Source organism: Roseovarius sp. MMSF_3298 (assembly GCF_030733705.1).
Taxonomy (GTDB): Bacteria; Pseudomonadota; Alphaproteobacteria; order Rhodobacterales; family Rhodobacteraceae; genus Roseovarius; species Roseovarius confluentis.
The window spans coordinates 67,751-92,665 of sequence record NZ_JASHIN010000012.1 but is presented as its reverse complement, the minus strand read 5'-3'; the positions used below and the strand labels follow the sequence as shown (position 1 = coordinate 92,665).

At 63.3% G+C, this 24,915-nt stretch carries 26 protein-coding genes; 16 read left to right on the top strand and 10 right to left on the bottom strand.

Annotated elements, in window-relative coordinates:
* The 3 genes from RBB18_RS12460 to RBB18_RS12450 all read right to left on the bottom strand — a co-directional run bounded on the left by RBB18_RS12460 (window position 1) and on the right by RBB18_RS12450 (window position 2,325).
* Complete coding sequence (locus tag RBB18_RS12460; protein WP_306111039.1) at window positions 1-540, bottom strand: lipocalin family protein; 540 nt, start codon at window positions 538-540, stop codon at window positions 1-3.
* A gap of 32 nt (window positions 541-572) precedes the next feature.
* Window positions 573-1,337, bottom strand: a complete 765-nt coding sequence (locus tag RBB18_RS12455) for an SDR family oxidoreductase (RefSeq protein WP_306111038.1) — start codon at window positions 1,335-1,337, stop codon at window positions 573-575.
* Between the two features lie 76 nt (window positions 1,338-1,413).
* Window positions 1,414-2,325: a 3-keto-5-aminohexanoate cleavage protein gene (locus RBB18_RS12450; RefSeq protein WP_306111037.1), complete on the bottom strand. Its 912-nt coding sequence runs from the start codon at window positions 2,323-2,325 to the stop codon at window positions 1,414-1,416.
* A gap of 73 nt (window positions 2,326-2,398) precedes the next feature.
* Between RBB18_RS12450 and RBB18_RS12445 the strand changes: the two genes are divergently transcribed.
* The 4 genes from RBB18_RS12445 (at window position 2,399) to RBB18_RS12430 (ending at window position 7,449) form a co-directional block, all read left to right on the top strand.
* Window positions 2,399-3,343: a GlxA family transcriptional regulator gene (locus RBB18_RS12445; RefSeq protein ID WP_306111036.1), complete on the top strand. Its 945-nt coding sequence runs from the start codon at window positions 2,399-2,401 to the stop codon at window positions 3,341-3,343.
* A gap of 31 nt (window positions 3,344-3,374) precedes the next feature.
* A complete protein-coding gene (locus RBB18_RS12440; protein WP_306111035.1) occupies window positions 3,375-4,628 on the top strand; it encodes an FAD-binding oxidoreductase in 1,254 nt (417 codons plus the stop codon).
* Window positions 4,629-4,790: 162 nt separating this feature from the next.
* Window positions 4,791-5,249, top strand: a complete 459-nt coding sequence (locus RBB18_RS12435) for a (2Fe-2S)-binding protein (RefSeq protein ID WP_103761973.1) — start codon at window positions 4,791-4,793, stop codon at window positions 5,247-5,249.
* Between the two features lies 1 nt (window position 5,250).
* On the top strand, window positions 5,251-7,449 hold the full coding sequence (locus RBB18_RS12430; RefSeq protein WP_306111034.1) for a xanthine dehydrogenase family protein molybdopterin-binding subunit: 2,199 nt from the start codon (window positions 5,251-5,253) through the stop codon (window positions 7,447-7,449).
* Window positions 7,450-7,692: 243 nt separating this feature from the next.
* On the opposite strand, the gene urtE is transcribed toward RBB18_RS12430, so the two are convergent.
* The 6 genes from urtE to RBB18_RS12400 form a co-directional block, all read right to left on the bottom strand.
* Window positions 7,693-8,388: an urea ABC transporter ATP-binding subunit UrtE gene (gene urtE / locus RBB18_RS12425; RefSeq protein WP_103762468.1), complete on the bottom strand. Its 696-nt coding sequence runs from the start codon at window positions 8,386-8,388 to the stop codon at window positions 7,693-7,695.
* Between the two features lies 1 nt (window position 8,389).
* The gene (gene urtD, locus RBB18_RS12420; RefSeq protein WP_103761974.1) at window positions 8,390-9,130 is read right to left on the bottom strand and encodes an urea ABC transporter ATP-binding protein UrtD; all 741 of its coding nucleotides are present in this window, start codon (window positions 9,128-9,130) and stop codon (window positions 8,390-8,392) included.
* Window positions 9,127-10,389 (bottom strand): urea ABC transporter permease subunit UrtC, encoded by a 1,263-nt coding sequence (gene urtC / locus RBB18_RS12415; RefSeq protein ID WP_306111033.1) that lies wholly within the window; start codon window positions 10,387-10,389, stop codon window positions 9,127-9,129. Before urtC ends, urtD begins: the two co-directional genes overlap by 4 nt.
* Window position 10,390: 1 nt before the next feature.
* On the bottom strand, window positions 10,391-12,346 hold the full coding sequence (gene urtB, locus RBB18_RS12410) for an urea ABC transporter permease subunit UrtB (protein WP_103761976.1): 1,956 nt from the start codon (window positions 12,344-12,346) through the stop codon (window positions 10,391-10,393).
* A 71-nt stretch (window positions 12,347-12,417) separates the two neighbouring features.
* Entirely contained in the window at window positions 12,418-13,692 is a 1,275-nt protein-coding gene (gene urtA, locus RBB18_RS12405) for an urea ABC transporter substrate-binding protein (protein ID WP_103761977.1), read from the bottom strand.
* A gap of 293 nt (window positions 13,693-13,985) precedes the next feature.
* Window positions 13,986-14,471, bottom strand: a complete 486-nt coding sequence (locus RBB18_RS12400) for a hypothetical protein (protein ID WP_306111032.1) — start codon at window positions 14,469-14,471, stop codon at window positions 13,986-13,988.
* A gap of 125 nt (window positions 14,472-14,596) precedes the next feature.
* Between RBB18_RS12400 and RBB18_RS12395 the strand changes: the two genes are divergently transcribed.
* Genes RBB18_RS12395 through ureG form a run of 8 tightly spaced genes read left to right on the top strand, consistent with a single transcriptional unit; the run spans window position 14,597 to window position 20,134 of the window.
* A complete protein-coding gene (locus RBB18_RS12395; RefSeq protein ID WP_306111031.1) occupies window positions 14,597-15,433 on the top strand; it encodes an urease accessory protein UreD in 837 nt (278 codons plus the stop codon).
* Window positions 15,434-15,438: 5 nt separating this feature from the next.
* Window positions 15,439-15,741 (top strand): urease subunit gamma, encoded by a 303-nt coding sequence (locus RBB18_RS12390; RefSeq protein WP_306111030.1) that lies wholly within the window; start codon window positions 15,439-15,441, stop codon window positions 15,739-15,741.
* Window positions 15,742-15,761: 20 nt separating this feature from the next.
* Window positions 15,762-16,337 (top strand): HupE/UreJ family protein, encoded by a 576-nt coding sequence (locus tag RBB18_RS12385; RefSeq protein WP_306111029.1) that lies wholly within the window; start codon window positions 15,762-15,764, stop codon window positions 16,335-16,337.
* A gap of 4 nt (window positions 16,338-16,341) precedes the next feature.
* A complete protein-coding gene (locus tag RBB18_RS12380; RefSeq protein ID WP_306111028.1) occupies window positions 16,342-16,647 on the top strand; it encodes an urease subunit beta in 306 nt (101 codons plus the stop codon).
* Window positions 16,647-18,407 (top strand): urease subunit alpha, encoded by a 1,761-nt coding sequence (gene ureC / locus RBB18_RS12375; RefSeq protein WP_306111027.1) that lies wholly within the window; start codon window positions 16,647-16,649, stop codon window positions 18,405-18,407. The genes RBB18_RS12380 and ureC overlap by 1 nt, the downstream gene beginning before the upstream one ends.
* A gap of 5 nt (window positions 18,408-18,412) precedes the next feature.
* Window positions 18,413-18,886 (top strand): urease accessory protein UreE, encoded by a 474-nt coding sequence (locus RBB18_RS12370; protein ID WP_274594451.1) that lies wholly within the window; start codon window positions 18,413-18,415, stop codon window positions 18,884-18,886.
* On the top strand, window positions 18,876-19,514 hold the full coding sequence (locus RBB18_RS12365; protein WP_103761984.1) for an urease accessory protein UreF: 639 nt from the start codon (window positions 18,876-18,878) through the stop codon (window positions 19,512-19,514). Before RBB18_RS12370 ends, RBB18_RS12365 begins: the two co-directional genes overlap by 11 nt.
* Window positions 19,511-20,134 (top strand): urease accessory protein UreG, encoded by a 624-nt coding sequence (gene ureG / locus RBB18_RS12360; protein WP_103761985.1) that lies wholly within the window; start codon window positions 19,511-19,513, stop codon window positions 20,132-20,134. The genes RBB18_RS12365 and ureG overlap by 4 nt, the downstream gene beginning before the upstream one ends.
* Before the next feature lie 563 nt (window positions 20,135-20,697).
* On the opposite strand, the gene RBB18_RS12355 is transcribed toward ureG, so the two are convergent.
* Window positions 20,698-21,153: a cyclophilin-like fold protein gene (locus RBB18_RS12355; RefSeq protein WP_274594449.1), complete on the bottom strand. Its 456-nt coding sequence runs from the start codon at window positions 21,151-21,153 to the stop codon at window positions 20,698-20,700.
* Between the two features lie 340 nt (window positions 21,154-21,493).
* Here RBB18_RS12355 and RBB18_RS12350 point away from each other — a divergent pair, with 340 nt between their 5' ends.
* From RBB18_RS12350 to RBB18_RS12335, 4 genes are all read left to right on the top strand, one after another.
* A complete protein-coding gene (locus tag RBB18_RS12350; protein ID WP_274594448.1) occupies window positions 21,494-21,952 on the top strand; it encodes a cupin domain-containing protein in 459 nt (152 codons plus the stop codon).
* Between the two features lie 60 nt (window positions 21,953-22,012).
* Entirely contained in the window at window positions 22,013-23,014 is a 1,002-nt protein-coding gene (locus tag RBB18_RS12345; RefSeq protein ID WP_306111026.1) for a sorbosone dehydrogenase family protein, read from the top strand.
* Between the two features lie 96 nt (window positions 23,015-23,110).
* Entirely contained in the window at window positions 23,111-24,007 is an 897-nt protein-coding gene (locus RBB18_RS12340) for a LysR family transcriptional regulator (RefSeq protein WP_306111025.1), read from the top strand.
* 109 nt (window positions 24,008-24,116) lie between these two features.
* Window positions 24,117-24,878 (top strand): carboxymuconolactone decarboxylase family protein, encoded by a 762-nt coding sequence (locus RBB18_RS12335; RefSeq protein ID WP_306111024.1) that lies wholly within the window; start codon window positions 24,117-24,119, stop codon window positions 24,876-24,878.
* Window positions 24,879-24,915 lie beyond the last annotated feature (37 nt).

The following is a 24,915-nucleotide window of genomic DNA, read 5'->3' as shown; positions in this document are numbered from 1 at the left end:
TCATCGCACCTTGATCCGCGAGGTGTCATAGCCGTTGAAATTCAGGATCTCCGCCGCCGCCCGCAGCCGGTCCGCCCCGCCCTCGGGGCGACGGTCGAGGATCCAGCCATAGCTGCCATCGGGCGTCCCGATTGCCGCCGTACGGAAATCGTCATCCACCCACACGACCCACATCTGCCGCGGCGCTTCGCCCTCGCGGTTCAGTTGCCAGCGGTTCTGGCCCAGCGGCCGGGCCATCCATATCTCGGCGTCCGTCTCGCAGTCGCCGGACAGCAGGCAGGCCTCGGTGCGAAACTCCACCGCCTGCTGGCCGCGTAGATCGGGCAGGAAGGTCACCATCGCCAGCCCGCCGTCGCCGGGGAAATATCCTCGCACGAACCACGGACCGCCCATGTCCTTCATCCCGTTGCCGCGCGTCGTCACCGACAGCGGTTGACCCGTGTCGCGGAATGATCTGTCCGGGGCCAAGGGCCCGCTGGCGCAGCCCGCCAGCGCCAGGGCCGCCGCGAGGTATGTGATCCGGTTCGTCCAGTTTCGCATGGTTTGCCTCATGTCGTGATGCTTCGCGCGCATCATGGCACCAGTGTCTCGGTGTGGCCATCCACCGCCATAACCTGCCCCGAGATCTTCGACGCCCCCGGCGATGCGAGAAACAGCACCATGTCGGCAAGGTCATCGGCGCTGACCCACGAGCGCAGGCTGACGCCCTTGACGTATTGCGCGCGGACCTCGTCCTCGGCCTTGCCGCTGGCGGCGGCCTCCATGGCCACGACGCGATCCATACGTTCGCCTTCCACCGCGCCGGGCGCGATGGCGTTCACGCGTACGCCTGCCGGGCCAAGCTCCATCGCCAGTGTCTTGGTCAGGCCCACCAAGGCCCACTTGGCCGAGGAATAGGGCGAGCGATAGGGATAGCCCCATTGCCCCGCCGTCGACGTGGTCAGCACGATCAGTCCAGATCCTTGGGTCCGCATCACTCGCGCGGCCCAGCGGCAGGTCAGGAACGACCCGTGCAGGTTGACCGCGATACATTGCTGCCAGGCGGCATAGTCCAGATCCTCGATCAGCCCCGCCTGTCCGCCCGTCCCGGCATTGGCGCAGACCACGTCGGCCCCGCCCCATTCACCTTCGACCTGGCTCAGGAAAGCGTCCATGTCGGCCTCATCGGTGACATCGGCCTGTTGCGCGATCAGCGACGGGTTGGCCTCGGCCATCGCGGCCACCGCCATCGGGTCGGTGTCACAGATCGCCACGCGGTCGCCCATTTCCAGGAACCGTTCGGCCAGCCGCTTGCCGATCCCGGACGCGCCGGCGGTGATGACCACGCGGCGGCTCATGGCCGGGTCGTCCGACAGGCGTAAATGGCACCGACGCGATGCCACCCAAATACCGACGCGATACCGACAGCCATTTTCAGACCGGCGCCCGCTTGGTCAGCCCCAGCTTCTTGCGCACATCCTCGGGCCCGATCACACGGGCGCCCAGCCGTTCGACGATCTCCTTCGCGCGGGCGACAAGCTGTTCATTGGTGGCCAGCACACCCTTGTCCAGCATCAGGTTGTCCTCCAGCCCGACGCGCACATTGCCCCCCGCCAGCACAGAGGCGGCGACGTAAGGCATCTGGTTGCGCCCGAGGCCGAACGCACTGAAGTGCCAGTCGTCGGGGATGTTGTTGACCATCGCCATGAAGGTGTTCAGATCATCCGGCGCGCCCCACGGCACGCCCATGCACAGCTGCACCAGCGCGGGGCTTTCCAGCACTCCGTCGCTAACCAGTTGTTTTGCATACCACAAATGCCCGGTGTCGAAGGCTTCGATCTCGGGCTTTACTCCTAGCTCGGTCATCATCCGGCCCATCGCCGTCAGCATGCCGGGCGTGTTGGTCATGACGTAATCGGCCTCGGCAAAGTTCATCGTGCCGCAATCCAGGGTGCAGATTTCCGGCCGGCACTCTGCCACATGCGCCACCCGCTCGGTGGCGCCGATCATGTCGGTATCCGCTTCGTTCAGCGGCAGCGGGCTTTCGACATCGCCAAACACCATGTCCCCGCCCATCCCGGCGGTGAGGTTCAGCACCACGTCGACGTCCGCATCCCGGATCCGCTCGGTCACTTCGCGGAACATCTTCACGTCCCGCGACGGCACCCCGGTCTCGGGATCTCGCACATGACAATGCACCACCGCCGCCCCCGCCTTGGCCGCAGCAATGGCGCTGTCCGCGATCTGCTCGGGGCTTCGTGGCACGTGCGGGCTCTTGTCTTGTGTCCCGCCCGATCCGGTCACGGCACAAGTGATAAAAACCTCTCGGTTCATGGCAAGCGGCATGGTGGTCTCCCTTTGTTGGCCAGATCATATCGCGCTGGCGATATCGCCAAGTTTGCGCTAATTGACAAAAATCATGCCGGAATGGACAAAATCAGCGCTTCATACCACGCGGATCGGGTTTCTGCTGTTCGACAGGTTCTCGAACCTGTGCCTGGCCAATTGCATCGAGCCTCTGCGCGCCGCCAACACGGTCGGACCAAGGCCGATCTTCGACTGGACAGTGCTCAGCCTTGATGGCGGTCCGTCTCGGTCCTCCAGCGACATCGAAATGATCGCCCGCGCCTCGGTGACCGCGATGCCGAAGGTCGACTACCTGTTCGTAGTGGCAAGCTACGGCCACGAAGTGCATGACAGCCCGCGCACCCGCAGGCGATTGCGCGATGCCGTTCACCACGCCGATGTCGTTGTGGGACTGGACGCAGGACCGTGGCTGCTTGCGTCCGCCGGGTTGTTGGACGGGCGCCGGGCAACGGTGCACTGGGACCTACTGGACGCCTTCACCGAACGGTTCCTGACCGTCGATGCCGAGCAGGCCAGGGTGCTGCGGGATGGAAACGTGATCACATGCGCCGGCGCCATGTCGGCGCTCGACCTGACACTGGAGTTGATCGCGCAGCATGCCGGCATGGCCGTCCGGCTGGACGTCGAGGCGCTGTTTTTGCATGGCGAGCCGCCGGTGGGACGGGGCAGGACCAGGCAGGTCGCTGACCCACTGGTGCGCCGTGGCTTGCAGGTGATGCGCGACACCGTCGAAAAACCGCTGACCCTGCAACAGCTTGCGACGCGTTTGTCGTGTCAGCCCCGGACACTTGACCGCCGGTTTCGCGCGCGGTTGGGGGCGTCTCCGGGCAAGGTCTATCGACATCTGCGCCTGGCCGCCGCGCGTAAGCTGATCGAGGACAGCACCTTGGGAATTGCCGAGATCGCCATTCGCTGCGGGTATGATTCGCCGTCTTCCATGACCCGTGCGATCCGACGGCAGTACGGCAGCACGCCACGCCAGTTGCGGTGCCATTGACAGCAATGAAGGCGCCGCTAAAGCTGCACCTATGACAGGCAAGACATGTAATGTTGCAGTGATCGGCGCGGGCATCGTGGGGGTGTCCACCGCGCTTTGGCTGGCGCGCGAAGGTCATACGGTCACCCTGCTCGACAAGGCCGGTCCCGGCGAGGCGACAAGTTTCGGAAACGCGGGCCTTTTGGCGTCCGCGGGCACACTGCCTGTGCCCGGTCCCGGCCTCTTGCGCAAGGCCCCGCGCATGGCACTGGATCCTCGTGAACCGCTTTACATCCGGTGGCGCCATTTGCCCGCGCTTGCGCCCTGGCTGATGAAATACCTGCGCTACGCGACGGCGGATGCAGCCAAGACCCGGGCGAACGCGATGCTGCCGTTGATAGGCGACAGCCTGGCAGACCACCAGGCCCTTGCGGCGGGAACCGAAGCCGAAAAATACGTCGTGCCCTGCGACTATCTCTATGGCTATACGACCCGAAAGGCGTTCGATGCGGATCGGTTCACCTGGGACATCCGCACGGCGCAGGGGTTCGACTTTTCGGTGATGGATCGCGAGGCCTTGCGCGCTTACGACCCGATCTACGGGGAGGCGATCGGATGTGCCGCCCGTATAGCGAACCATGGGCGCATTTCGGATCCGGGGGCTTATGTCAAAGCGCTTGCAAGAGCCGCCGAACGCCTTGGAGTTCGGCTGATCCGTGATGAGGTCAAAGCGATCGAACGCACCAATGGGCAAGTCACGGGGCTGCGCCTGACGGGCGAAACGCTCGCGGTGGATACGGCCGTTGTCACGACCGGCGCATGGTCGAAACCCCTGGCCGAGTCGTTAGGCATAGCGGTTCCCCTGCATCCCGAGAGCGGTTTTCATGTCGAGCTTTGGGAGCCGTCGCAGATGCCGCGGTCTCCCCTGATGTTCTCGGCGGGCAAGTTCGTGATCACGCCGATGGAAGGCCGCATCCGGCTGGCCGGAATGGTCGGGTATGGCGGGTTCGACGCGCCGCCGCCCGAGGCGCCCTACCGCATGTTCATGCGTCATCTGAAAGCGGCGCTGCCGGGTCTGACATGGCGCGAAACCACGCGGTGGATGGGCCATCGTCCGGCAGTCTCGGACTCGCTGCCGTTGATCGGGGCGGTGCCGGCTGTTGCCGGTGCCTATACCGGCTTCGGTCACGATCACGTGGGGCTGACCGGCGGACCCAAAACGGGCCGATTGCTGGCGCAGATGATCTCTGGCGGGCGTCCGAATATCGACGTTACCCCCTTTGCGCCAGACCGTTTCACGCGCTGATCCGCCGGTGCCTTGTGCGAATTTGAACGCATGCCTGTGCGGGTGACGTGGCCGGTATCGACTTTTGCGGATCCGCTCTAACTCGTAAGTTGTGATCACCAAGGTGCGGTCCTCGCGCCCGTTTGACGTTCCAGCGACTGCCAACAGGGATAGGAGCCAGACATGACGACATTCACACTCAACGGAAAAAAAACGGAAATCGACGCAAGCCCGGATATGCCATTGCTTTGGGCGCTGCGCGATGAACTAAAAATGACCGGCACCAAGTACGGATGCGGTGTCGCCTCATGCGGGGCATGCACGGTGCATATCGACGGCGTGCCGTCGCGATCCTGCCAGACGTACCTCGGCGACCTTGAGGGCGCGACGATCACCACGATCGAAGGCGTCGAAAACGACGCTGCGAAGGCGATTCAGGAGGCCTGGGTCGAGCTTCAGGTCCCGCAATGCGGCTATTGCCAATCGGGGCAGATCATGTCGGCCTCGGCGCTGCTGGCGGAAACGCCCAAACCCACTGACGAAGACATCGACACGGCAATGGATGGCAACCTGTGCCGCTGCGCGTCCTACGCCCGTATCCGCAAGGCCATTCACCGGGCCGCAGAAATCATGGAGGCGTAAGATGAGACTGATCGACAAACGCGACCTGATGCCCGCCACACGCGCGCTCACGACGACGCGGCGCGGATTTCTGACCCTGTCCGCCGGTGCCGCCGGTGGTCTGTTGCTCGGCGCTGCCGTGCCTGTGCGTGGTCTGGCACAGTCCGCTGCCGAGGGCGACGTGCTGGTGACGCCGTTCGTCCACGTGATGCCGGACAACACCGTTCTTGTACTCAGCAAGCACCTGGATATGGGGCAGGGCACGGCATCGGGTCTTGCCACGCTGGTGGCCGAGGAATTGGATGCCTCGATGGATCAGATCACCACGGATTTCGCACCGTCGAACCCCGAAGTTTATGCGAACAGCGCGTTCGGCGTGCAGGGTACAGGCGGGTCTACAGCAATGCCCAATTCGTGGGAGCAGTACCGCAAAGCCGGCGCGACCGTCCGGGCGATGCTGGTCAATGCGGCTGCAAGCGAGTGGGGCGTCGATGCCTCCGAGATCGGCGTTTCCGAGGGCAAACTTTCGGCTGGCGAAAACAGTGTCACATTCGGCGAGATGGCGAGCCTTGCGGCCGGCCAGCAACCGCCCGAGGATGTTGTGCTGAAGGCACCCGAGGATTGGGTCTATATCGGCAAGTCCTTCGCCCGCGTGGAGGTGCCGCAAAAGACGCGAGGCAGCGTCGGCATGTTCGGGATCGATCAGCAGCCCGAGGGTGGGCTGGTTGCCGTGACGGCACGCCCGCCGCGGTTCGGCGCGACCTTGGCCTCGATGGACGCGGCCGACGCGAAAGCGATGGACGGCGTGCATGATGTGCTGGAAATCCCGCAAGGCGTCGTCGTGGTGGCCGACACCACGTGGAAGGCGATGCAGGCGCGGGACGCGCTGGCGCTGGAATGGGCCGAAGGCTCGGGTGAGACTCGGGGGACGGACGCCCTGATGGAAGAGTTCCGTGCGCTTTTGGACCAGCCCGGAAACCCGGCAGAGCCAAAGGGCGACGCCGCTGCCAAGCTGGAGCAGGCAGAGACGATCATCGAAGCGGACTACGTGTTTCCTTATCTGGCTCACGCGCCGATGGAACCGCTGGACATGACCGTGCATTTCGACGGAAGTTCCGCGCAGTTCTGGGGCGGTTCGCAGTTGCAGACCGTGGATCACGGCACCGCGGCTTCGGTCCTTGGGCTTGAGATGGGGCAGGTGCAGGTGCATACCAAGTGGGGCGGCGGATCTTTCGGTCGTCGCGCGACGGGCGACGCGCACCTGGTCGCCGAGGCCGCGACCATCGGCAAGGCCTGGCTGGAGGCTGGTCACGACGCACGGCCGATCAAGCTGATCTACAAGCGCGAGGATGACATCAAGGGCGGCTACTATCGCCCCCTCACGATGCACCGCGTGCGGGCTGGGCTTGACGCCGACGGCAATATCTCTGGCTGGGAGCACCGCATCGTCAGCCAGAGCATCGCCAAGGGTACGCCGTTCGAGCAATACATGGTCAAGGAAGGGGTCGACGACACCACGATCGAGGGCATTCACCCCACGCCCTATGCCATTCCTGACCTTACGGTCGACGTGCACCACCCGGATGTCGGCGTGCCGGTCCTGTGGTGGCGCTCGGTCGGGCACACGCACACGGCCTATGTCATGGAGACCATGATGGACGAGTTGGCAGAGGCCGCCGGGCGCGATCCGGTGGAGTTCCGCCTGACCTATCTGGGCGAGGATGCGCGGTTGGCCGGAGCGTTGCGGTTGGCGGTAGAAAAGGCCGGAGAATCCGGGCCGGAAGGCACCCATCGCGGGATTGCCGTGCACAAGAGCTTTGGCAGCTACGTTGCCGAAGTGGCCGATGTGCGACTGCGTGAAGACGGCACGATCAAGGTCGAGAAAGTCACCTGCGGCGTGGATTGCGGTGTGCCGATCAACCCCGACAACATCGTGGCACAGGTCGAGGGCGCCCTTGGCTATGGCCTGTCATCGATCCTGCGGGAGCAGATCACCATGACCGATGGAGAGGTGGACCAGTTCAACTTCCCGGACTACACGCCGCTGCGGATTTCGGACATGCCCGAGGTTGAAGTGCATATCGTGCCCTCGACCGAAGCGCCCACCGGCATCGGTGAGCCGGGCACGCCGCCCATCGGCCCTGCCGTGGCGAATGCCGTCTACAAGGCGACCGGCGAGCGGGTGCGCAGCCTGCCGATGTCGCAGCACGGCCTGGCCTGAGGCCGGTCAAGCAAGGCATGAAAAAAGGGGCGGCGACGCCCCTTTTTTGTTTCAGGCTTTCAAACACCCGATCATAGCGCGCGTGCGCAGGTCATTCGATGTTATCGGGGTGATATGCTGCAATCCGTGGATCCGGATCAGAGTTCATTTCAGCCACACCAAAAGCCAAGGCATTTCACCTCAAAGCAAACGGCGTCTTCTTTTGACTTGCCACATACAATCCACCGCGATTTTCGAGCCTCGTCAAATCGCCGTGCTTTTCGCAAGTTCTTCGCTCGTCACGGTTTCCTTGTCCGCGCTCAGTTTCACAGCACCGCGTTCGATCACGTAGAACCGGTCGCCCAGGTCGAAGGCAAAGCTGAAATACTGCTCGACAAGGATGATCGCGATGTCGCCCTGGCTGCGCAGGAGGCGGATGGCTTCGCCGATCTGCTGGATCACGTTGGGCTGGATGCCCTCGGTTGGTTCATCCAGCAGCAGTACCTTGGGCTTCGTGATCAGCGCGCGGGCAATAGCAAGCTGTTGCTGCTGACCGCCCGAGAGGTCGCCGCCGCGCCTTGGCATGAATTCCTTGAGGATGGGAAAGAGGTCGAAGATATCGTCGCGCAGGTGGCGTTCGCTGCGCGGCAGGCAGGCAAAACCTGTCTCAAGATTTTCCTCGACCGTCAGGAAAGGGAAGATGTCCCGCCCTTGGGGGACGTAGCCAACACCGCGCCGCGCCATGTCATACGCGCCCAGTTTGCCGATGCTTTCCCCCGCCAGCGTGTAGGCTCCGCCGGAGCGGGGATGGGTGCCCGACAGCGCCTTCAGCAGAGAGGTCTTGCCGACGCCGTTGGTGCCCATGATGCAGGTGACCTCGCCTTGCCGCGCGCCCATATCGATGCCGTTCAGGATCTGGCTGCCGCCGTAGTGAAGGGTCAGGCCCTCGACGCTCAGGATATCATCGGCCAAGATACACCTCGATCACGTTTTCGTTCTTGGTCACATGGTCGATGGAGCCTTCGGCCAGCACCGCGCCCTCGTGCAGGACCGTGACCTTGCAACCAAGGCGGCGGACGAATTCCATGTCATGTTCGACGACGACTACGGCACGGGTTTTGGCGGCTTCGCGCAGAAGGTCGGTTGTCTTTTCCCGCTCAACGGTGGTCATGCCCGCCGCCGGTTCGTCCACCAGCAGAAGCTGCGGGTCCTGCGCCAGCAGCATGCCGATTTCCAGCCACTGCTTCTGACCGTGCGACAGCTCGCCAGATTTGCGCCCGAGCGCCTGCGCCAGACCGATGGTTTCGGCCAGCTCGGCGACGCGGTCGCGATCCTCGGCGCTCGGCTTGAAGAATAGAACGGCGAAGGGTGAGCGCGGTTTGCGCAGCGCCATCATCAGGTTGGCCTCAACCGTCTGATCCTCGAACACGGTCGGGCGCTGGAACTTGCGACCCACGCCCGCCATGGCGATGCTGCTTTCGGATTTCCCCAGTAATGAAACCGGCGGCTCGCCCCAGAGGACACGGCCCTCGTCGGGCTTGGTCTTGCCGGTGACCACGTCCATGAAGGTGGTTTTGCCCGCGCCGTTGGGGCCGATGACGGCGCGCAGTTCCTTGTTGCCAATCGAGAAGGACAGGTTGTTCAAAGCCTTGAAGCCGTCGAAGCTGACCGAGACGCCGGAGACCTCCAGAAGCTGGCTCATTTGTCGGCCTCCTGTTCGCGCAAGGCGCCCTGGTCTGGGCCGAGGTCGGCGCCGTGGCGATCGGGAGTCAGGCGATCCGCCAACAGGTCAAAGAGCCCGCCGATGCCTTTCGGGGCAAACAGCGTGACCGCAACGAAGGAGACGCCGAGCAGGACCGTCCACCAATCGACCCACTGGATGCGCCAGCTGCCCAGCACGATGTCGGGGGCCTGTCCGCCGGTAAACCACGTCGACAGTAGCGACACGAAGGCCGCCCCGATGACCGCGCCGTATAGCCGCCCACGCCCGCCGATGGCGACCCAGACGGCAAGGTAGATCGAGGCGATGGGCGCCAGTTCCGCCGGATTGATGATGCCGGCCTGCGGATAATAAAGCGCGCCGGCGATGCCCGCGATGACCGCCGACAGAGTGAAGACGAAAAGCTTGTACGCCTCGACCGGATAGCCGAGGAAGCGCACGCGCGCCTCGTCATCGCGGATGCCGCGCAGCACCGAGCCGAACTTGCCCGAGACGACCCAGGTGGCCAGCCAGTAGCCCAGCCCGAGCGCGAGCGCCGAGGCCCAGAGGAACCACACGGAGACGACGGATTGCGGGACATTGCCGAGGCCGGGCAGGTTTTGCAGGCCCGAGAGGCCATTGTTGCCACGCAACCCGCTGTCGTTCTGAAAGAGGTAGAGGGCGAGCGCGAGAGTCATCGCCTGGGTCAGGATCGACAAGTACACGCCCGTCACGCGGCTGCGGAAGGCGAACCAGCCGAAGACCAGCGCCAAGAGGCCCGGTATCAGCACCACGGCGGCCAGTTGCAGCGGCAGCGAGTGGGCGACCGCCCAGATCGGCGGGAATTCGGACGCGCCGACAACGCCGAAGATCTGGCTGGCGATGCCGTCGGATACCTGTTCGGGCGTGGGCGGCAGAACCTCGGCGGACATGCTTTCGACCACGATCAGGCGGGTGCGCTCGTACATCAGCCACATGCCGATGGCGTAGCCGCCCAGTCCGAAAAAGGCCATGTGCCCCAGCGACAGGATCCCGCAATAGCCCCAGACGAGGTCCATCGCCAGCGCCACGAGGCAGAGGCATAGCGTCTTGCCCAGCGTCTTGACGAAGCTGGTGGAAATGATGCCGATGCCGAAGCCTTCGGACAGGATGGTGACGCCCACCGTGAAGAGCGCGAGGCAGGCCATGAAGATCAGGATCGCCGGAAAGCGCAGGAACAGAGGCTGGCGCGGTGCGGGGCGGGCGAGGGTGCTGTCGGTCATGTCACGCCTCCGCCGCCCGGCCCTTGAGCGCGATGATACCGCGCGGCCGGAATTGAATGAAGAGAATGATGAACAAGATCATGTAGGTCTGCGCTGCCAGCGTATTCGAGGGGTTCAGCCATTCGATCCCTTTCTGCAGTGAGCCCACGAGGGTCGCGCCCAGCAATGTGCCCCAGATATTGCCGACGCCGCCCACGACCACGGTCATGAAGCTTTGCACGATGTAGTCGGCACCCATCTCGGACGTGACCTTGGCATATAGCCCGATGGCCACACCGGCGATGCCCGCTATGCCTGACCCGAACCCGAAGGTCAGCATATTGATCCGGTCGGGGTTGATGCCCATCGAGGCCGCCATGCGCGGGTTCTGGGTGACCGCGCGCACCTCCAGCCCCAGCCGGGTGCGGTTCATCACGACCAGGAACAGCGCAAGGAACAAGAGCGCCAGCACGAATATCGCGATGCGGATATAGCTGATCGAAACGATATCGTTGAACACCAGTGACCCGTCGAGCCAGCCCGGCGCCGTCAGCGGGCGGGCCTGCGTGCCAAAGATGTTCTTGGCGATCTGTTGCAGCGCGATGGAGATACCGAAGGTGGCCAGCAGCGTTTCCAGCGGGCGGTGATAGAGCCAGCGGATGACCAGCCGTTCCATCGCCACGCCCGCCGCGAAGGTCACGGCAAAGGCCAGCGGGATGGCGAGGATCACCGAAAGCGTCTGGTCAGGGATGATCTGCTGCACGACAAAGCCGGTATAGGCGCCCATCATTATGAACTCGCCATGGGCCATGTTGATCACGCCCATCACGCCAAAGGTGATGGCAAGCCCGATGGCGGCGAGGAAATAGATCGACCCGAGCGAAATGGCGTCGAGCGCGAGGTCGGCGGCCTGGTTGACGGCGACGCGGGTTTCGATGCCGTTGAGGGCATCCATCGCGGCCAGCGCGACGGCGGGCGGGGCGCCGGTAAAGACCTCGTAGAACGCGTATTCGCCAAGTGTCTCGTCGATCTCAGCCTCGGTAGCGACGGGGTCGACTGTACCTTGCTCGGCCAGCTTGGCATAGGCCATGTCGCGGGCGTCTTCGGTGTCCAAGGTGGCGACCTCGATTCCGGCGACTGCCGCGTCGTCGATATTGACCACGAGCGCCGCGGCCTTGTCGGTGCGGCTGATGCGGGGCTTGGCGAACCCTTCCGAGACCAGCAGGTCGTAGGCGTCCTCGCGGGGCAGGGCCTCGGAGCCGGGTTTCAGGACGCGGGCGATTTCGGGGCTTTCGGGCGCGGTTTCCGCGGCTTCTAGCCGGGTCGTCACCAGCGGGTTCAGCGCACCGCGCAAATCGACTCCCAGGTCGCCCTGGAAGCCTTCGATGGCGGCGATGCGTTCTTCTTCGGTTTCGCCGAAACGGATGGTCAGCAGACGTTCGAGGCGTTCGGCGCGGGCCTTGAGGGTCGGGCTTGTCTCGGCCTCGATCGCCTCGCGCAGGGGGGCCAGGTGCGAGGCTTCTGCGTCCCGCTCGATGTTGTCGATGGCGGTGCGGCGGGTTGGGAGGTCTTCGGCGGTCAGCTGGAATCTCACCAGCGCGGCGCCGATCATCTTGCGCACGCCGGAATTGGGTTTGGACTGCTCAAAGTCGTCGTCGGGCAACTCGCCCAGGGCCGTGTCCCCGGCAAAGTCGAAACCTCGGATAGTGTCGCGGTCGATTTCCTCGGCCCAGATGAAAAGGCCGGTCTCAGCATTCCGCCACAGCTCCTTGTCCTGCCACTTGCGCAGGACGGTCTGCGCCTCGGGTAGGCCACTTCCGGCGATGGCGTCGATGGTGGGGGCGACCTTGGTGCGCGATGGCTTCGCCAGCTGGTTCGCATGCTCCTGCATCAGTTGCTGGATCGGCGCATCCGCTTGCTGTGCCGAGGCGGGCAAGTATGCGAAAACAAGCGTGAGGATCAGCAAAAGACGTGCCATGCACGGGCCTCCCAAAGGGAAAAGAAGGGGGTGAAGGGCGGCGCAGGGTCCGCCCTTCAAGTCTTAGAGGGTCAGTAATTCGACTTGATCTGCACGCAGGTCTCGGTCTCGGTGTTGTACATACCGCACTCGAGTTCCTGCCAGTCGGACTTCAGCACAGCCGACTCCGGAAGGTAGTCTGTCCAGGCGTCGCCCGGCACTTCCTCGGTCTGGCTGATGATGTCGAATTGACCGTCTTCCTGGATCTCGCCGATGAGAACCGGCTTGGCCAGGTGGTGGTTCGGCAGCATGACCGCGGTGCCGCCGGTCAGATTCGGGAATTCCTGACCGTACATGGCGGTGCGGACCGCATCGACGTCGGTAGTGCCGGCCTCTTCGGCGGCGTTCACCCACATGTTGAAGCCGATGTAATGCGCCTCCATCGGGTCGTTGGTCACGCGTTCCTCGCCCATGCGGGCCTTCCATGCCTCGATCCATTCGGCGTTGGCATCGGTGTCGGCGGACTGGAAGTAGTTCCACGCCGCGAGATGCCCAACGAGGTTCGAAGTGTCGAGGCCCGACAGCTCTTCTTCGCCCACGGAGAAGGCGACGACGGGGATGTCATCGGCCGAAACACCCTGTGCTGCGAGTTCCTTGTAGAATCCCACGTTAGCGTCGCCGTTGATGGTCGAGATCACGCCGACCTGTTTGCCGCCTGCACCCAGCGCCACGACGTCCGACACGATCTTGGACCAGTCTGAATGGCCGAAGGGCGTGTAGTTGACGAAGATGTCCTCGTCGGAGATGCCCTTCGATTTCAGGTAGGATTCCAGGATATTGTTCGTGGTGCGCGGATAGACATAGTCGGTGCCTAGCAGCGCGAAGCTTTCGACGCCAAGTTCTTCCAGGAAGTAATCCGTGGCGGGGATCGCCTGTTGGTTCGGTGCCGCGCCGGTGTAGAATACGTTCTTGGAGCTTTCCTCGCCCTCGTACTGCACGGGATAGAACAGCAGCCCGTTCAGTTCCTCGATGACTGGCAGCACGGATTTGCGGCTGACGCTGGTCCAATTGCCGAAGATCACGTCGACCTCGTGCACGGTCAGCAGCTCGCGCGCTTTCTCGGCGAACAAGGGCCAGTCCGAGGCGGGGTCGACGACCACTGCTTCCAGTTCGCAGCCCAGAACGCCGCCTTTCTCGTTCTGCTGTTCGATCAGCATTTCCATGGTGTCTTTGAGCGTGGTCTCCGAGATTGCCATGGTGCCCGACAGCGAGTGCAGTACGCCGACCTTGATCGGGCAGTCCTGCGCCATTGCGGGCAGCGCGGTTGCCATCACGACAGCGACGGAGCTTAACAGCTTTTTTGACATTGATTCAGTCCCCTTTGCGTAACGCGCAGGGTGCTTGTGGGCAATATCCAAATGTCCCATATATCCCCCACGCAACATGTTGCGGAGTGCGGTGGTGATCTGGATTGCAAGGCCTGCACCATCGCACGTTCGACCGGACGGGATTCGTCCGCCGCACACAGTGCTTCCACATGCTTCTGCAAAGCGGCGAGGTTGCAGCGTGGCGATGGGCCGGAGTCTACTGTCGAAGTCTAAATTTTCAGCGCAATCGGTAGTTTTCGTCTGTTTTTTGGGCGCTCTCTTTTTCGCGACGATCAGCTTTCCAGGAGCAAGCTTTCACAATAGCCGATCTCGACCTTCGCGCGGTGTCTGGCCCAGCGGGCTATGTCTGGATCTCGTTCGAATTGTGCCATGCTCAGAATGTGCGCATGCGCGCTTTTCGCCTTTATCCGCTGATCCAGAAGGCTGCTGCGCATCTCGTTTTTCGTCACTGAGGCGAGCATGTCTTCGAAATGCGCCCGGCGCAGTTCCAGAACCTCTGCGTCTACGCTCCGCATCAACCAGGCATGTTCAAGCTCGGCGGAGAAGCGTCCGGTGCAGCTCGCAAAGACCTGCGGCAGCGTCGTGGCGGCGGCTGGCCCGCCAAGCATGATGCCGAGAACAAATGCGCCTGTCTTCATTCCGCTCATTTCCTGATCGTCCAGTCTAAAAATGCGGCAAGCAACATGAGTTTCACCGTTGCTCCAAGGGCCGCGATGGGTGCGGCCATTTCGTCCCGCGTTTGCCCAATTTTCGAGCATTACGGGTCAAAGCCGCCGAATTCTTGAGCGTGGCGGCATGGCGACGGGGCCTCCAGAAGGGCTTGGACTGGAACAGGGCGCGTGGGGCGTGCTCGTTTCCGGTGTCCTCTCGCTCGGAAACGCCCATGCATCTCGTTCAAGACTTCAAGGCTTCTGCCGATGCACCGTGCCTTCCCCGGGCGGTCGGCGGGTTGCAGGTGTCGTCCAAGATGCGGGATGGCCATAGCTGGATCGACGGATTGCACAGTGCGGGATGCGCACGCGCTGTTTTTCCGCGCCGAAAGGATGCTGTCGAAGCTATCGTGGTTAACACCTCCGGTGGGCTGACAGGCGGGGATCGTTTTGACATCGACGCACGCGCCGGTCGTGACAGCAGGCTGGTGATGACGACGCAAGCCGCAGAACGGGCGTATCGCAGTTCTGGTGGCCGTGCGCATGTCAGGACAAGACTTGCTGTCGAGGCCGGGGCGGCGATGTACTGGCTTCCGCAGGAATTGCTGGTTTTTGATGGTGCGGCCCTGGACCGACGGCTGGAGGTCGATCTGTCCGAAAAAGCCGCGGAGTTCGTGATGGCCGAGCCGATCGTCTTGGGGCGTACGGCGATGGGCGAAGTGGTCAACGATGCGACTTTTCTCGACCGCATCAGCGTTCGTCGCGGCGGGCAGCCGGTCTATGAAGACCGTCTTGCCCTGACAGGGGATATCCCGGCGCTTTTGGCCCAGGCCGCGGCCGCTGGCGGGATGCACGCGATGGCAAGCGCGCTTTATGTCGGCCCGCGGGCAGAAGCCTTGCTTGAAAAGGTCCGCGGGTTTCTGCCGTCGACTGGCGGTGCCAGCCTTCTTCGTCCCGATACCCTCGTGGTCCGCGTGCTTGCACAAGATGGTTTCCTGCTGCGCACGGTGCTGTGCCCGGTGCTGGAGGCGCTGTCGGGTGCCACACTTCCCAGATCCTGGAGGCTTTGAGAGAAATGCAACTGACGCCAAGAGAAAAGGACAAGCTGATGGTCGCGATGGCCGCCGAAGTGGCGCGAAAGCGGCTGGCGCGGGGGGTGAAGCTGAACTATCCCGAAGCGATTGCCTTGATCACGGACGCGGTTGTCGAAGGCGCACGGGACGGCCGCACTGTCGCGGACATGATGGCCGCCGGGGCCGAAGTGGTTTCTCGCGGGCAATGCATGCAGGGCGTGCCTGAAATGATCCATGAGGTTCAGGTCGAAGCCACCTTTCCCGACGGCACCAAGCTTGTCACCGTTCACAATCCCATTCGCTAAGCCCACAGGAGACCACCCTCATGCAACGCCTCGCCATTTCCCTCGTTCCCGCTTTGCTGGCTGCCGGCCCGGCGCTTGCCCATCTCGATCCGGGTGCGCACGGCTCTTTCGCGGCGGGTGCCTCGCATCCGGTCTTTGGGGCCGATCATATCCTTGCGATGGTAGCGGTGGGGCTGTGGGCCGCCAGCCTTGGCGGACGCGCATTTTGGGCGTTGCCGGTGGGCTTCGTGGCCGCGATGACGGGTGGGTTCGTGCTGTCACTGGGTGGACTGCCGCTTCCCATGGTCGAGCCGATGATACTTGCCTCTGTCCTCTGTCTTGGCCTGTTGGTCGCCATGGCGGCGCGGTTGCCCTTGCCTGGCGCGGTGGCGATCGTGGCGGCGATGGGCGTGTTCCACGGTCACGCGCACGGGGCCGAGATTGGCAGCGCGGGGGCGTCAGCCTATCTTGCCGGGTTTGTCGCCGCGACGGCGGCGCTTCATGCATTGGGGGCCGCGGCAGGTTGGACGCTGGGCCGTTCGGGCGGCGCGCTGATGGCGCGTGGCGCCGGGCTGGCCGTCGCCATGGGCGGGTCCGCATTGGTCATGATTGGATAAATCGATGATCCCCGGAGAAATCTTTCCCGCCGAAGGCACGCTGGAGCTGAACGCTGACCGCCAGGCGATCACGCTGGAGGTGGCGAATACCGGCGACCGGCCCGTTCAGGTGGGCAGCCATTATCATTTTGCCGAAACGAACCCAGCCTTGGAGTTCGACCGTGACACCGCACGCGGCCACCGTCTTGACATCGCGGCCGGCACCGCCGTGCGGTTCGAACCCGGACAGCGGCGCGAGGTGCAGCTGATCCCGATGTCGGGCGCGCGCCGCGTGTACGGCTTCAACCAGCACATCATGGGAGAGCTGTAATGCCCGCCACGATCTCACGGGGCGACTATGCCGCGATGTTCGGCCCCACGACGGGCGACAAGGTGCGTCTGGCCGACACGGACCTGATCATCGAGGTCGAACGTGACCTGACCGCCTTGAACGCAGGCGCCGCCACGACGGGCGGTACCGGAGATAACGCCACGCTCTACGGCGAAGAGGTCAAGTTCGGCGGCGGCAAGGTCATTCGCGACGGAATGGGCCAATCCCAGGCGACCCGGGCCGAGGGCGCGGTCGATACGGTTATCACCAATGCGCTGATCGTCGATCATACCGGCATCTACAAGGCTGATGTTGGCCTGAAAGCGGGGCATATCCACAAGCTCGGCAAGGCCGGCAATCCCGATACGCAGCCCGGCGTCGACATCATCATCGGTCCCGGCACCGAGGTCATTGCAGGCGAAGGCCGCATCCTGACCGCAGGCGGGTTCGACAGCCACATCCATTTCATCTGCCCGCAACAGATCGAGGATGCGCTGCATTCCGGCCTGACCACCATGCTGGGTGGCGGTACGGGGCCCGCGCAAGGGACGCTTGCGACGACCTGCACACCCGGCCCCTGGCATATTGGGCGCATGTTGCAGGCGGCGGACGCTTTCCCGATGAACCTCGCATTCGCGGGAAAAGGCAACGCCTCGTTGCCCGGCGCGCTGGAAGAGCAGGTCAATGCCGGGGCCTGCGCGCTGAAACTGCACGAGGATTGGGGCACCACGCCAGCCGCGATCGACTGTTGCCTGTCGGTCGCCGACGCGATGGATGTTCAGGTGATGATCCACACCGACACGCTCAATGAATCGGGCTTTGTCGAGAACACGGTGGCCGCGCTCAAGGGGCGAACCATTCATGCCTTCCACACCGAGGGTGCGGGCGGCGGCCATGCGCCGGACATCATCAAGATCTGCGGGCAGGAAAACGTGTTGCCGTCGTCTACCAACCCGACGCGACCTTTCACCGTGAATACGCTGGAAGAACACTTGGATATGCTGATGGTCTGCCATCACCTCGACAAATCGATCCCCGAGGATATCGCGTTCGCCGAAAGCCGCATCCGGCGCGAAACCATAGCTGCAGAGGATATTCTGCACGACATGGGGGCCTTTTCGATCATCGCCTCCGACAGCCAGGCCATGGGCCGCGTCGGAGAGGTGATCATCCGTACGTGGCAGACCGCGGACAAGATGAAGAAACAACGCGGGCGGCTGGATGCGGAGTCTGGCGAAAACGACAACCTTCGTGTCCGCCGCTACGTTGCCAAATATACGATCAACCCCGCCATCGCGCATGGTATTTCGGACCACATCGGCTCGATCGAGGAAGGCAAGCGGGCCGACCTTGTGCTGTGGAACCCGGCGTTTTTCGGGGTGAAGCCCGAGATGGTCCTGATCGGCGGCTCGATTGCCTGTGCGCAGATGGGCGACCCGAACGCCTCGATCCCGACGCCACAGCCGGTCTACACGCGACCCATGTTCGGGGCATTCGGGCGCGCCGTCGAAGCGTCGGCCGTGACTTTCGTTTCGGCAGCAGCCGCGGATGCAGGCATTGGCGATAGCCTCGGTCTGGCCAAGCGGACACTGCCTGTTCAAAAGACCCGCGGTATCGGAAAAGCCGACCTGAAACTTAACGATGCCTGCCCCGAAATCGACGTGAACCCCGAAACCTACGAAGTGCGCGCCGACGGCGAGCTGCTGACCTGTGAGCCGGCCAGCGAATTGCCCATGGCGCAGCGCTATTTCCTGTATTGACCGCCATGACCCAACTCCCGATCGCTCAACACCTGCACAAGGCCGGAACCTGGACCGGTGACGCGGCACTTTGTGCGCTGTCCTACGAAGACCGGTTTTTCCGGCGCCGCAAGCTTACCGTCGATCAAGGATGGTCGCTCGTGGCCGATTTCGAGCAGACGGTATCCTTGAACGACGGGGACGCGCTGGAAACCACCGACGGCCGCCTCGTGCGGATCATCGCGGCCCCGGAGGCGCTGTTGGCCGTGTCGGGGTCCGATCTGGCGCGGCTGGCCTGGCATATCGGCAATCGGCACACGCCTTGCCAGGTGGAGGCTGATCGGCTTTTGATCCGCGACGATCCGGTGATCGCGCATATGCTGGCGCATCTGGGGGCGACCATGACGGCGGTTACCGAGCCCTTCAAGCCCGAGGGCGGCGCCTATGGCCACGGCCGCACGCACAGCCATGAGCACGGGGCGACGGCGCATGCCCACTGATGCCGAGCTGCTGACACTGGCGCAATGGCTGTCCCCGGCCTATCCCATCGGCGCTTTTGCATGGTCGCACGGGATAGAGCAAGCCATCCGGGATGAACAGATCAAGGAAGCCGACACCTTGCAGGCATGGCTGCGCAGCTGCCTGAACCAAGGCGGGGGCCGCAATGACGCGATCTGGTTGCGGCTTGCCGCCGGACCAGGCGATGTGACCGAGATCGATTCGCGGAACCGCGCCTTCGCGCCCTCCGCCGAACGCCTGTCCGAGACCGTGCGGCAGGGAGCAGCCTTCGTGCGCACGACCAACGCCGTCTGGGGGCTTGATCTTCCGCAGCTGACCTTGCCGGTTGCAACAGGTCGGGCGGCGCATCTCATGAAGCTCGACATTGACGCCTGCGTGCTGCTTTACCTGCAATCCTTCGTCTCCAACCTTGTGTCCGCCGCGCTGCGCCTGATGCCGCTTGGCCAGACAGACGGGCAACGCGTGCTGGCCGCGCTTCAGGCTGACGTGATCCGGGTGGAGGCCGAGACGCGCGGCGCGGTCCCTGACGACATTTTCAGCAACGCGTTTCTGTCCGATATAGCGTCGATGCGGCACGAAACTCTCGAACCGAGGCTATTTCAGTCATGACCAGGATGAACGGCCCCTTGCGCATCGGAATCGGCGGTCCGGTCGGCGCGGGCAAAACCACGCTGACCGCCCGTCTTTCAGAGGCGATGAAAGACAGGTTTTCGATCGGCGTGATCACCAATGACATCTATACTCAGGAAGATGCGGACGCCCTTGTGCGGATGCAGATCCTGCCCTCGGACCGGATCATCGGAGTTGAAACAGGGGGCTGTCCGCACACCGCGATCCGTGAAGACGCGTCCATCAACCTCGCCGCTGTCGCCGAGATGCGTGAACGCCACCCGGATCTCGAGGTTGTCCTGATCGAGTCGGGCGGTGACAACCTGTCCGCCACGTTCAGCCCGGAACTGGCCGACCTGACGGTCTATGTGATCGACACGGCGGCGGGAGAGGAGATCCCGCGCAAGGGCGGTCCGGCGATAACACGCTCCGACATACTGGTGATCAACAAGACCGACCTCGCACCCCATGTAGGCGCTTCGCTCGACGTGATGCGACAGGACGCCACGCGGATGCGCCAAGGCCGCCCGTTCATTTTCACATCGCTCAAGTCGGGTGTCGGTGTCGACGAAATTCTTCAGGAAATCACGATGATTTCTGGTCTTGGCTCGACACAATAACGGCTCTTCTGTTTTGGCGTACTTGCGTTTGCTTGCGTCACGATCCGCCCGTTTGTCTTTAGGTAACAAAGGACCCTCCGAACAAATCGGCATTCTGATTTCCTTTCACATAGGAACACCACCCACCGGACTCCAGTCCGACGCTGCCCGAAGGCGGCGCCCATATTTTCGGGATTTGTTGATAAGGATCAATTGGCTCTTAGTTTTCGGTCACTTCAAGTTTATGATCCAAAGATCCGATTGATTAGACTAGGTAGGCAGTTCATGGCATTCACGTCGTCCTTCAGTCTCTTTCAATCGCCTTTCCTGCGCGCCTAGAGTGGAGCGCAAAGTGCCGTCCATGATGTCTTGATGGGCTGGAAGGATACAACAAAAGCTGGCCACCTATTCCCGACGATAGCATCTGTTTGCCTCTTTAACATTCATGCCCACGTTACCGCGGTGGGAAATCCGGAATGCTAACATATCGGCCATGGTGTTGGGGTTCTCCTTTACCACGGAACGCCAGCAGCCCCGCACGCGTAACATACGCAGCCCGGTCAGGATTGGTGCGAGGACAGTTATCAGTCGGCGAGTTCGATGCGCACGGAAAAATCCCCCTCCCGCATCAACGGCTCGAGCGAACCGTCAATCTCGCCCAGCCGCAGCAGGCCTGCCGAGGACTGGAATGGCTTGTAGAAGATCGCGAGGTTGCCCCATGGTCGATACTGCGTGATGTCACCCGGCTCGGGTTCATAGGCGCGCGGCGCGCCCGTGTCGTCGAGCTTTCGGTCAAGGTTGGCGACCTTCTCGATGCCGTGGTAATCGCTGAGCGTCAGGTCGATCGGGAGCATCGATTCGAAGTCCCGCGCGGCAGGGGTGTCGTCCAGCGTCGCGGGCATCACCTCGTCTCCGACAATAACGTTGATCCGGGTCATGGCACTCCTGCTATTGAAATCATCAGCATTTCCGGCCTTGGCCGGTGCAAAGAAAAGGGCCGCAGCGGTCAGTGCCAGTGGAATATCGGGTCTGCCGGCCATACTGGGTTTCCTTCCTCGCCTCGCCAGCACTCTAACCGCTACGACGGCGGAGAATAGGGGGAAGATGTCGCTTCCACTCATGAGCCACGGCCATCAGTATGACGGCATTCCGCCCTTCAGGTCCATGCCGGCCCGGGTGCCGGCCCTGTCGACAAGGATGCGACAGCGAGCCCGGCGGTTCACGATCCACTCGCAAGCCTACCCGTTCATGAATGCGTCTCATGGGTGGATGCCGCCTGCGCCGCATTATCCCGGCTGATACGCACTCTAGCTTGACTGTCAGCGGCGCGGGACGTGCCCCGCCGCAAGGCCGCAATTCGACGAAAGGAGACATCCCGTCATGAAACACCTTATCGGAACGACCCTCGCGCTTGGGCTGGCCGCCCCGGCCGCTTTTGCGCAATCCCAGACCATCACCCAGACCGAAGATCGCGGCGGGCAGATCGGGAGCGAAGAAACCTTTACCGGCACCGCCTATGTCGCGCCCGTTTTTCCGCCCGAGATGAACGGCGTCAGCGCGGGCGAGGTGACATTCCTGCCCGGGGCCCGCTCGGCCTGGCACACGCATCCGGTGGGGCAGATGCTGGTGGTCACCGACGGCACTGGCTGGGTGCAGGAACGCGGGCAGGAAAAGGAGGTCATCCAGGCCGGTGATGTCGTCTGGTGTCCGCCGGAAACTGAGCACTGGCACGGTGCGACCGACACCACCTCGGTGACGCACTATGCCATCCAGGGAAACGAGGACGGCTCGGCCGTGACCTGGGGCGAGCATGTCACCGATGAGGAATATGCGCAGTGACCTTTCGGCGGTCCGCGTTGTGCGGGCCGCCTACTCTCACGCTTTGGAGCTTTCGTCGACATGAAACGCGTTCTGCACTTTTTGACCGCAGCGATGCTGGCGCTGCCCGCGCATGGCCAGACGATTGAAACGGTTCTGCCCGACCTGAACTACCCCTGGGACATCGAGGCCAGTAAAGGGAGTCTCTATATCACGGAAAAGGCCGGCACCCTGTCGGTGCTGGAAAACGGCGAGTTGCTGCGCCTGCCGGTGGTCACCAGTGTGCCGATCCTCGACGACCGTGGCGGTGGGCTGCTTGGTCTCGCGCTGAGGCCGGATTTCACTGAAAGCGGGCGTGTGATCCTGTATCAGCACCATGGAACGTCCGAGAACCGCAGGAACCGGGTTATCGAGGTTGTGCGCGACGGCAATGCCTGGCGCGAGACGCGGGTTCTTGTCGAAGACATCCCCGGTCACCCGCTCTACAACGGCGGCCGCGTCGCCTTTGGCCCGGATGGCATGCTTTATGTCACCACCGGGTGGACCGAGAACCGGGAGCGGCCGCAGGACCTGCAGAGCCTGGCGGGCAAGGTCCTGAGGGTCACGCCTGAGGGCGACGTGCCCGGCGACAATCCGTTTCCGGGCTCGCCAGTCTATTCGCTGGGGCACCGCAATCCGCAGGGCCTTGCCTGGAACGACGACGGCGTGCTGTTCGTCGCCGAGCACGGGCAGTCCGGCCAGGACGAGGTGAACCGCGTCGAGGCAGGCGGCAACTATGGCTGGCCGCTGATAAAAGGTGACGAGACGCGGGACGGGATGCATGCGCCGCTGGCGCAGTCCGGGGGCACAACCTGGGCGCCGTCGGGCCTGGCCTGGGACGGTGAGACTCTGTTGTTGGCAGGACTTCGGGCGCAGGGTGTGCTTGCCGTGACCGAGGACGGAGAGGTGCGCGAAGCCTTCCACGCCGGCGAACGGATACGCGACATCGTTGTCACGCAAGAGGGTATTCTTGCCATCACCACCAACCGCTCCCCGCGCGGCGAAGGCGCCTCGCGCGACCGGCTCATCCGGATCCTTCCGTAACTCGCAAGCGCATAATGCATGGACTTTATGAGCCAAGCACATATATCCGGAGGCGAACCCGCCATGATCATCGACAGAGAGATCAGAGCTTCCGCCATGCTACGAGAAAACATCAACGACCTCATCGCGCTGGCCGCCGTTGCTGAGGAACGCAGCTTTACCAGGGCCGCGGCGCGGCTGAACGTGTCGCAATCCGCGCTCAGCCACACGATCAAGGGGCTGGAAAAGCGGCTTGGTCTGCGCCTGCTGACGCGCACGACCCGTTCGGTTGCACCGACGATCGAGGGCGAGGATCTGCTGGCCACGCTGAATCCCTGCTTCGAGAAGATCGAGTCTAGGCTTCAGGCGCTGAACGATGCGCAGGACCAGCCGACCGGTACGGTGCGGATCGTCGCGGTGGAATACGCGATCGAGTCCCTTCTGTGGCCGAAGCTGTCCCCGGTGCTCAAGGCGCATCCGGCGGTAAAGGTCGAGTTCGTGGTCGATTACGGCTATTCGGATCTTGCGGAGTCGCAATGTGATGCCGGTGTGCGGTACGGCGAGCAGGTGAGCGAAGGCATGATCGCGATGCGGATCGGGCCGGACGAGCGGATGATCTGTGTCGGCGCCCCAGACTACTTCGAGACGGCGGGTGTGCCCGAGACGCCGCAGGACCTGACGAGCCATCGCTGCATCAACCTGCGCCTGTCGACGCATGGCGCGCTCTACGCCTGGGAGTTCGAGGATGCTGACGGAAACGAGATCCGGGTGAAGGTGCAAGGGCAGGCTGTTTTCAACATGATCAACCCTGTCCTGCGTGCGGCCACGGACGGTCATGGTCTTGCATTGGTGCCAGAACGCCTGGCGCAGGAGAAGCTCGATGCGGGTGAATTGCGCATCTGCCTTGAAAGTTATTCGCCGTATTTCCCCGGTTTCCATCTGTACTATCCCAGCCGGCAACGCCCGTCCTCGGCGTTTCAGGTCGTTCTGGATGCACTGCGCGAGCGCGCGTGAGGGTTCATGAGCCAAGCTCATGAGTGGCTTGGGGCCGGACGGCATTAACGTTTCTTCCGAAGCGACCAGATCATGGGGCAGTTACAACATGATCCGAAAGGTTTTCCCCATGAAGACGCATTTTGCCGCTTCTGCCCTCTCCCTCCTCGCCGCGTCCGCCTCGGCGCAGACACCGGCTGAAACACTTCCAGACGCCGTCGGCAGCGTGGCCCCCGCGCTGGAGGCCTATTCCCAGGATTCCCTCTTCGGGTCCGTGTGGCAGTCCGAAGACCTGTCCGTGCGCGACCGTTCCCTGATCACCTTCGCCGCCCTGATGACCCGGCACGAGACGGAAGACCTTGGCGATTACATCGCCCTCGCGCTTGATGCCGGTGTGACGCCCGCCGAGATTTCCGAGACGATCACGCATCTTGCCTTCTATTCCGGCTGGGGCAACGCAACCGCTGCCGCCGAGGCCGCCGCCCCGGTCTACGAGGAGCGCGGCGTGAGCGCCGAGGCCCTGCCGGACGTCGATCCGGAGCTCCTGCCGCTGGACGAAGAGTCCGAAGCCGCTCGTCAGGAGAACGTCCAGGGCACGTATGGCGAGGTCAGCCAAGGTGTGGTGGACAACACCGAGCAACTGCTTTTCCTCGACCTGTGGCTGCGCCCGGCGCTGGCGCCGCGGGACCGCAGCCTCGTTACCGTGGCCGCACTGATCGCCGCCGGTCAGCCCGAGCAGATGACCTTTCACCTGAACCGCGCCATGGACAACGGCCTGACGCAGGAGGAAGCCGGCGCGATGCTGTCGCACCTGGCCTTCTACACGGGCTGGCCGCGCGTCTTCTCGGCGATGCCGGTGGCCAAGGACGTGTTCGCAAACCGCTCTGAATGAGCCTTTGCCGGCGGGGACAACCCCCGCCGGTTCATCA

What these genes read in the sequence shown, in the direction of transcription:
- RBB18_RS12460 (WP_306111039.1), bottom strand. Translation starts at nt 540, where the DNA reads ATGCGAAACTGGACGAACCGGATCACATACCTCGCGGCGGCCCTGGCG.
- RBB18_RS12455 (WP_306111038.1), bottom strand. Translation starts at nt 1,337, where the DNA reads ATGAGCCGCCGCGTGGTCATCACCGCCGGCGCGTCCGGGATCGGCAAG.
- RBB18_RS12450 (WP_306111037.1), bottom strand. Translation starts at nt 2,325, where the DNA reads ATGCCGCTTGCCATGAACCGAGAGGTTTTTATCACTTGTGCCGTGACC.
- RBB18_RS12445 (WP_306111036.1), top strand. Translation starts at nt 2,399, where the DNA reads ATGCCGGAATGGACAAAATCAGCGCTTCATACCACGCGGATCGGGTTT.
- RBB18_RS12440 (WP_306111035.1), top strand. Translation starts at nt 3,375, where the DNA reads ATGACAGGCAAGACATGTAATGTTGCAGTGATCGGCGCGGGCATCGTG.
- RBB18_RS12435 (WP_103761973.1), top strand. Translation starts at nt 4,791, where the DNA reads ATGACGACATTCACACTCAACGGAAAAAAAACGGAAATCGACGCAAGC.
- RBB18_RS12430 (WP_306111034.1), top strand. Translation starts at nt 5,251, where the DNA reads ATGAGACTGATCGACAAACGCGACCTGATGCCCGCCACACGCGCGCTC.
- urtD (WP_103761974.1), bottom strand. Translation starts at nt 9,130, where the DNA reads ATGAGCCAGCTTCTGGAGGTCTCCGGCGTCTCGGTCAGCTTCGACGGC.
- urtC (WP_306111033.1), bottom strand. Translation starts at nt 10,389, where the DNA reads ATGACCGACAGCACCCTCGCCCGCCCCGCACCGCGCCAGCCTCTGTTC.
- urtB (WP_103761976.1), bottom strand. Translation starts at nt 12,346, where the DNA reads ATGGCACGTCTTTTGCTGATCCTCACGCTTGTTTTCGCATACTTGCCC.
- urtA (WP_103761977.1), bottom strand. Translation starts at nt 13,692, where the DNA reads ATGTCAAAAAAGCTGTTAAGCTCCGTCGCTGTCGTGATGGCAACCGCG.
- RBB18_RS12400 (WP_306111032.1), bottom strand. Translation starts at nt 14,471, where the DNA reads ATGCTCGAAAATTGGGCAAACGCGGGACGAAATGGCCGCACCCATCGC.
- RBB18_RS12395 (WP_306111031.1), top strand. Translation starts at nt 14,597, where the DNA reads ATGCATCTCGTTCAAGACTTCAAGGCTTCTGCCGATGCACCGTGCCTT.
- RBB18_RS12390 (WP_306111030.1), top strand. Translation starts at nt 15,439, where the DNA reads ATGCAACTGACGCCAAGAGAAAAGGACAAGCTGATGGTCGCGATGGCC.
- RBB18_RS12385 (WP_306111029.1), top strand. Translation starts at nt 15,762, where the DNA reads ATGCAACGCCTCGCCATTTCCCTCGTTCCCGCTTTGCTGGCTGCCGGC.
- RBB18_RS12380 (WP_306111028.1), top strand. Translation starts at nt 16,342, where the DNA reads ATGATCCCCGGAGAAATCTTTCCCGCCGAAGGCACGCTGGAGCTGAAC.
- ureC (WP_306111027.1), top strand. Translation starts at nt 16,647, where the DNA reads ATGCCCGCCACGATCTCACGGGGCGACTATGCCGCGATGTTCGGCCCC.
- RBB18_RS12370 (WP_274594451.1), top strand. Translation starts at nt 18,413, where the DNA reads ATGACCCAACTCCCGATCGCTCAACACCTGCACAAGGCCGGAACCTGG.
- RBB18_RS12365 (WP_103761984.1), top strand. Translation starts at nt 18,876, where the DNA reads ATGCCCACTGATGCCGAGCTGCTGACACTGGCGCAATGGCTGTCCCCG.
- ureG (WP_103761985.1), top strand. Translation starts at nt 19,511, where the DNA reads ATGACCAGGATGAACGGCCCCTTGCGCATCGGAATCGGCGGTCCGGTC.
- RBB18_RS12355 (WP_274594449.1), bottom strand. Translation starts at nt 21,153, where the DNA reads ATGGCCGGCAGACCCGATATTCCACTGGCACTGACCGCTGCGGCCCTT.
- RBB18_RS12350 (WP_274594448.1), top strand. Translation starts at nt 21,494, where the DNA reads ATGAAACACCTTATCGGAACGACCCTCGCGCTTGGGCTGGCCGCCCCG.
- RBB18_RS12345 (WP_306111026.1), top strand. Translation starts at nt 22,013, where the DNA reads ATGAAACGCGTTCTGCACTTTTTGACCGCAGCGATGCTGGCGCTGCCC.
- RBB18_RS12340 (WP_306111025.1), top strand. Translation starts at nt 23,111, where the DNA reads ATGCTACGAGAAAACATCAACGACCTCATCGCGCTGGCCGCCGTTGCT.
- RBB18_RS12335 (WP_306111024.1), top strand. Translation starts at nt 24,117, where the DNA reads ATGAAGACGCATTTTGCCGCTTCTGCCCTCTCCCTCCTCGCCGCGTCC.